Source organism: Phenylobacterium sp. (assembly GCF_024508875.1).
Taxonomy (GTDB): domain Bacteria; phylum Pseudomonadota; class Alphaproteobacteria; order Caulobacterales; family Caulobacteraceae; genus Phenylobacterium.
Map to the genome: position 1 here is coordinate 1 of NZ_JANINU010000217.1, position 3,765 is coordinate 3,765.

Annotated in this window: 3 protein-coding genes; 1 reads left to right on the forward strand and 2 read right to left on the reverse strand. The window is 73.1% G+C overall.

The genetic code is table 11. The features are described from left to right. Positions 1 to 2,317: hypothetical protein (locus tag Q0L11_RS15590; RefSeq protein WP_296598428.1), on the reverse strand; the 2,317-nt coding region annotated here is incomplete at its 3' end. Positions 2,318 to 2,450: 133 nt separating this feature from the next. On the opposite strand from Q0L11_RS15590, the gene Q0L11_RS15595 reads away from it, so the two are divergent. Further along, entirely contained in the window at positions 2,451 to 2,651 is a 201-nt protein-coding gene (locus Q0L11_RS15595) for a hypothetical protein (RefSeq protein ID WP_296598430.1), read from the forward strand. On the opposite strand, the gene Q0L11_RS15600 is transcribed toward Q0L11_RS15595, so the two are convergent. After that, on the reverse strand, positions 2,648 to 3,765 hold a 1,118-nt coding region (locus Q0L11_RS15600), incomplete at its 5' end, for a phosphatidylglycerol lysyltransferase domain-containing protein (protein WP_296598431.1). The genes Q0L11_RS15595 and Q0L11_RS15600 overlap by 4 nt on opposite strands.

Below are 3,765 nucleotides of genomic sequence, written 5' to 3' on the forward strand. Positions count from 1 at the left end.
GGAACAGGTAGACGCCGAGGTTGTGCATGGCCTTCACGTCGCCGTTCTCGGCCGCGAGGGTGGTCAGGCGGCGCGCCTCGGCAGGGTTCTGCGGCAGGCCGGCCTGGCCCTCGTCGTAGAGCTGGGCGAGGTAGAGCTGGGCCTGGGCGTGGTTGGCCTCGGCCAGGGACTTCAGGGTGTCGAGCGCGCCGGGGAGGCCGGCCTCGACGTCGGCGCGGACCTGTTCGAACGACGGCGCCGGCTTCGGCGCGGTGGCGAAGCTGGCGGGGCCCAGGGCCATCGAGGCGCGGGCGGGCGAGCCGTCGGGCGTCAGGGCCACTGGCTCCGGCGCGGGCGCCGGCGGCGGGTCCTTCGGCGCCTGCATGAGCGTGAGGCCGGCGGCGCCCACGCTCATGAAGGCCGCGCCGCCCGCGACCAGCAGGGCGGTCTGCAGCGCCGAGTGGCGCGGCGAGGCCTTGGACTTCCCGCCCGGGAAGCCCGCGAACAGGCGGCCCGAGGCAGCGGCCTTCATCTTGGCGCGGACCTTGGCCGAACCGGCCGCCTTGGCCTCCTGCGCGCGAGCGGTGGCGCGGGCCTGTTCGATCACTTGGCGGGTCGAGAGCTCGCGGATCGGGTCGATCGGCTCGACCGACTGGAAGAGGTCGTCCTCGTCCTCGTCATGGATCGGCGCGAAGGTGTCCGGGACCCGCGGCTCGGGGATGTCGAGGTCGAGCCGGCGCCACGGCGGCGTGACCGTTTCACCCAGGCTTTCGGCGGCCGCAGGCGGCGGCTCGGCCTGCTCGGTCTCGGCGCGCTGGTAGAGCTCGGGGCTGAACGTCGCCGCGGGCGGCGCTTCAGGCTCCGGTTCCGGCTCGGGCGGCGGGCCGAGGATCCGCATGGCCTCGGCGAGGGCGTCCAGCTCGGCCGGGACCGCCTCTTCGGGCAGCGGCGCGGCCGCTTCGGCGGCGGCCTCGGCCGCAGCTTCGATGGTGGTGGCCGCGGGCCACGCCTCGGGTTCCGGCGCGAGGCCCGGCTCCGCGACCTCAGGCTCGGGTGCGGGCGCGAACGCTGTGGGCTCGCCGAACGCCCGCTGCGCGAAGGCGCGCAGCTCGGCGATGGGGTCGGGATCGACGTCCGCGTGGGCCCCCGCGTCGGCCTGGGGCTCGACGTCGGCTTGAGGTTCGGGCGCGGCCGGGGCCTCAAGCTCCGGCTGGAAGGCGAAGGCCTCCGGCGCGGCCGCGGGCGCCGGAGGCGGGCCACCGGCGGCGATCCGGGCGCTGATGGCGGCCAGCTCGGCGCCGAAGCGCTCGAACGCCTCGGCCTGGGCATGCTCGCCGCGTGCGAGGCGCAGTTCGACGGCGCCGGCGATCCGGGCGATCTCCGTGCCCACCTGGTCGATCGCCTCGGCGCCGCGTTGGTCGACCTCGATGAGCTTCTTGCCCACCGCCTCGGCCATCGACAGGACCTGGCGGCCGATCTCCTCGACCGCCTGGGCGGACCGGCGCTCGGCGGCGCGGACCTGCATGGCCAGCTCGGCGAAGCGGTCCTCGCCATTGGCCCGGGCCAGCTTCTCCGCGACCTCTGCGCGCACGGCCTCGACCCGGTGCGTCAGGACATCGGCGAAGGCCTCGAAGCGCGCCTCCGTGCGCTGGTCGCCGACCTGTTCGACGGCGGCCAGCCGGCGGTCCAGCGAGCCAAGCGTCCCCTTGAGCCCCTCCAGCGCCTCGGCGGTGCGGGACTCGGCGGCGGCCAGGCGATCGCCCAGGCGCTGCAGCACCGTGTCCACCACCAGCTCGGGCTGGATGCGGCCGAGGCGGGCCTCGATCAGGCGAAGGGCCTCGATGGAGCGCGGACCGCCCGCGGCGTCGGCCTCCATGCGACGCAGGCGCTCGCCGAAGTAGCTCTGCTCGGCGGAGGCCTCGGCAAGCAGGCCTTCGAGGCGGGTGGAGGCCGCGTGCTGCTCGCGCTCGGCGGTCTCGATACGGGCCAGCGCCTGGCGGAGGGAATGTTCGACGCCGTTGATGGCGAGGCCCGTGCGGGTCTCGGACGCCTCGATGCGGTCGGTCAGTCGGTCGAGGGCGGTGGCGACGTCGGCGAGATCGTTGTCGGCCCGCGGCATCGGGCCGGTCGGCACGGCGCGCAGACGCGGCGCCTGGGCGCGGAACGGACGGTCGCCGAACTGCGCCTCAGCCGTCACCTCATCGGGGACGTCGTCCTCGAGGATCACCCGGTTCAGCCACTCGCCCAGCGTCATGCCGGAGCGACGAGCGAGGTCCTTGGCGACCTCGCGGGCCTTCGGGTCGATCCCCTTGACGCTCCAGGGCGCCACCCCGCTCATCCGAATCGCTTCTCCGCCTAGCCTCGGACGCTAGCCACCGATTCCTGGGGTGTAAACGAAGGCTTAACCCAACATCTGGTGTGCGGCCGCGGTTCCTGTGGATGGCGCGGCGGGCTTCGCGTAGGGCTCGCGGATGGACCTGCGCGTGACCATCGCCCTCATCTGCGGCTTCGCGGCGATAGCGGCCTTCGCCGGCTGGCGCGGGGCCCGGCCGCCCAATCCCATGAAGGGCCCGCGGCTGGTCCCATGGCGCGCGATCATGGTGGCGGCTGCGACGGCGGCGGTGCTGCTGCTGGCCATCGCCGAACAGTCGATGGGCTTCGGGCCGCGCTAACCCTCCGCCTTCTTCGGCCGCTTCGCGAGGCCGGCCACGCCGCCGGAGGATAGCAGGCCGGCGTCGGCCATGAGGATGGGGATGGCCCATTTGCGGGGCGCGGCCACGTAGCGGGGCTGCCAGGTGGGGTCGTACTTGGACTTGTAGTGGCGCACGCCCTGGAAGTTGTAGATGTCCTCGCCGCGGTCGTAGATCAGCCGGCCGACGCGCGAGAGCGCGGGCGCCAGAGGCCGGTCGTCGAGGCCCGACAGGGGCGCCATGCCGAAATCGAAGGCGGCGTAGCCTTCGGACCGCCCCCAGTTGATGAGCTCGACGAAGAGGAAGTCCATGATCCGCGGCGGGCCTTCGGGCACGTAGCGCATCAGGTCGATGGAGAACGAGCTGCGCGACGCCGTGGGCCACAGCGTGGCGAAGGCGATGATCCGCCCCTCCCATCGCACCAGGGCGATGGGAAACTCCTGGACGTAGCGGTCGACGAAGCCGCCCAGCGAGAAGGACTTTTCGCCTCCGGCATGGGTCTCGAGCCAGGCGTCGGAGATCCGCCGCAGGTCCGGCATGTGCGGCGCGATATCGGCCGGCTGGACGATCTCGAAGACCGCCCCATCCTTGGCCGCCCGCTGCCAGGCGCGGCGTAGGTTGCCGCGCTTGGTGCCCTCGATGGTGAACCCTTCCAGCGGCGAGATGCTGGCCTCGCCCATCTTCTGGATCGCAAAGCCCAGCTCGACCACGTCGGGCAGATCGTCCGGCTCCAGGTTGTAGAAGCCCGGCCGCGCGGCGTTGGCGTCGGCGAGTTCGCGGAAGCGCCAGAGCAGTTCCAGCCGCTCATCGCGCTTGCCGACCGTCGAGCCCAGCGCGATCCAGCTTCGCCCCCTCACGCCGAACATCAGGAAGCTCTCGCCGGAGGCCGAGAAGAGGAACCGCTTGTCGCCCAGCAGGGCCAGGTTCGAGAACGGGCGCGAGACCTCCGCGGTCGCCAGGATGGCGCGGACCCGTTCGAAATCCGGATCGGTCTCGCCGACGATCGGCGGCTTGGCGGCCGAGCTGAACAGGCGCCAGATCCCGAAGGCCAGCAGGGCGATGGCCGAGCCGGTCCACGCGCGCAGGCTGCGGGCCG